The following is a 2,105-nucleotide window of genomic DNA, read 5'->3' as shown; positions in this document are numbered from 1 at the left end:
CGCTCGGGGAGGTCGGTGCCGGGGTCCGGGACGCCCTCGGACAGGCCGTCGGGCAGGCGGCCGGCACCGCGGGAATCGCCACGGCGATGCTGCGCTCGGTGCGGCCGTGGCCCCCGCCTGCCACGCTCACGGCGAACTCGCCCCGCAGACGGATCGGCCTGGTCCGTCTCGACATGGCCGAGGTCCGGGCGGTCCGTGCCGCCCACGGTGGCACGACGAACGACGTCGTGCTCGCCGTCGTGGCCGGAGCCCTGCGCGAGTGGTTACGGGGCCGGGGGCGGGACCCGGACCGGTCCGCACTGCGGGCGCTGGTCCCGGTCAGCGTCCGCGGTCGCGCGGAGCGGCCCACGGACGGCAACGCCCTGTCCGGATACCTGTGCGACCTTCCGGTGGAGGTCGACGACCCGGTCGAGCGGCTGCGGCGGGTGCGCTCCGCGATGGAGCACAACAAGCGGACGGGCCCCACCAGGGGTGCGGGCGCGTTCCCGGTGTTGGCCGGGCGTCTGCCGTCCGGGCTGCACCGGCTCGCCACGCGCGGGGTCGGACACGCCGCACCGCTGCTGTTCGACACCGTGGTGACCAATGTCGGCCTGCCCGGCCTGCCGATGGGTCTGGCCGGCGCCCCGCTCCGGGAGGTCTACCCGTTCGTGCCGCTGGCCCCGCACCAGTCCCTCGGCATCGCCGTGCTGCCCTACCGCTCCGGCCTGCACGTCGGGCTGCAGGTCAACGCCGACGCCGTCGCCGACGTGGACGCCCTGTCCGACGCGGTGACCAAGTCCCTGTCGGCGCTGTACCACCGCCGCCCGTGAGCCCGGCCGGTCCGGCGCGGGTCAGGCGTAGCTCAGGCACAGCTCAGGCACGCAGCATCTCGGCCACGAGGAAGGCCAGCTCCAGCGACTGCTGGGTGTTCAACCTCGGGTCGCACGCCGTCTCGTACCGTCCGGAGAGGTCGAGGTCGGAGATGTCCTGCGCCCCGCCGAGGCACTCGGTGACGTCCTCACCGGTCAGCTCCACGTGGATCCCACCGGGGTAGGACCCGAGCTGCCGGTGCACCTCGAAGAAGCCCTGCACCTCGTCCACGACGCGGTCGAAGTGCCGGGTCTTGTAGCCGTTCGACGACTCGTGGGTGTTGCCGTGCATCGGGTCGCACTGCCAGATCACCTTGTGCCCGGACGCCTCGACCTTCTCCACGATCGCGGGCAGCACCTCGCGCACCTTGCCGTTGCCCATCCGGGAGATGAGCGTGAGCCTGCCCGGCTCGTTGCGCGGGTCGAGCCGTTCGACGTACTCCACGGCCTGCTCGGGCGTGGTCGTGGGGCCGATCTTCACCCCGATCGGGTTCGCGAGCAGCTCGGCGAGGGCGATGTGCGCACCGTCGAGCTGGCGCGTGCGTTCCCCGATCCACAGGTAGTGCGAGGAGAGGTTGTACAGCTGCGGCTCCGCGGACTCCGGGTCGTCGAGCCGCAGCAGCGCCCGCTCGTAGTCCAGCAGCAGCGCCTCGTGCCCGGCGAAGATCTCCGTGGAGTGCAGCGAGCTGTCGCTGACCCCGCAGGCCGACATGAACCGCAGTCCCCGGTCGATCTCGGAGGCGAGCGCCTCGTACCGCTCGCCGGCGGGCGAGGTGCGCACGAAGTCCTTGTTCCAGTCGTGCACGCGCGTGAGGTCGGCCATGCCCGCGCCGGTCAGCGCCCGCACGAGGTTCATCGCCGCGCCCGCGTTCGCGTAGGCGCGGATCATGCGTCCCGGGTCCGGGATGCGCAGCTGCGGGTCGGGCGCCAGCGAGTTGACGATGTCGCCCCGGTAGACGGGCAGGCCGAGCGCGTCGGTGCTGTTGGACCGCGGCTTGGCGTACTGCCCGGCGATCCGGCCGAGCTTGACCACCGGCAGGCTCGCGCCGTAGGTGAGCACGACCGCCATCTGCAGCAGTGTGCGCAGGTTCGCCCGGATGTGCGGCTCGGTGTTCGACTCGAACGTCTCCGCGCAGTCACCGCCCTGCAGCAGGAAGGCCTCCCCGCGGGCCACCATCGCCAGCCGTTCCCGCAGCCGGTCGATCTCGGCGGGCACGGTGACCGGCGGCACGCTCTCCAGCACGGCGCGGACCCGGG

Annotated in this window: 2 protein-coding genes; one reads left to right on the top strand and one right to left on the bottom strand. The window is 72.8% G+C overall.

Annotated features, from left to right (window positions below; translation table 11 throughout):
* Positions 1-809 (top strand): WS/DGAT domain-containing protein (locus tag ACTIR_RS0109775; RefSeq protein ID WP_026454129.1); only part of this gene is annotated, 809 nt, incomplete at its 5' end.
* A 43-nt stretch (positions 810-852) separates the two neighbouring features.
* On the opposite strand, the gene ACTIR_RS22570 is transcribed toward ACTIR_RS0109775, so the two are convergent.
* The coding region (locus ACTIR_RS22570) for a class II 3-deoxy-7-phosphoheptulonate synthase (RefSeq protein WP_034239279.1) at positions 853-2,105 on the bottom strand (1,253 nt) is incomplete at its 5' end.

Source organism: Saccharomonospora iraqiensis subsp. iraqiensis (assembly GCF_000430445.1).
In the GTDB taxonomy this organism is placed as follows: Bacteria; Actinomycetota; Actinomycetes; order Mycobacteriales; family Pseudonocardiaceae; genus Saccharomonospora; species Saccharomonospora iraqiensis.
Note: the sequence above shows the minus strand (reverse complement) of the source record. Positions and strands in the feature narration are given on the sequence as shown.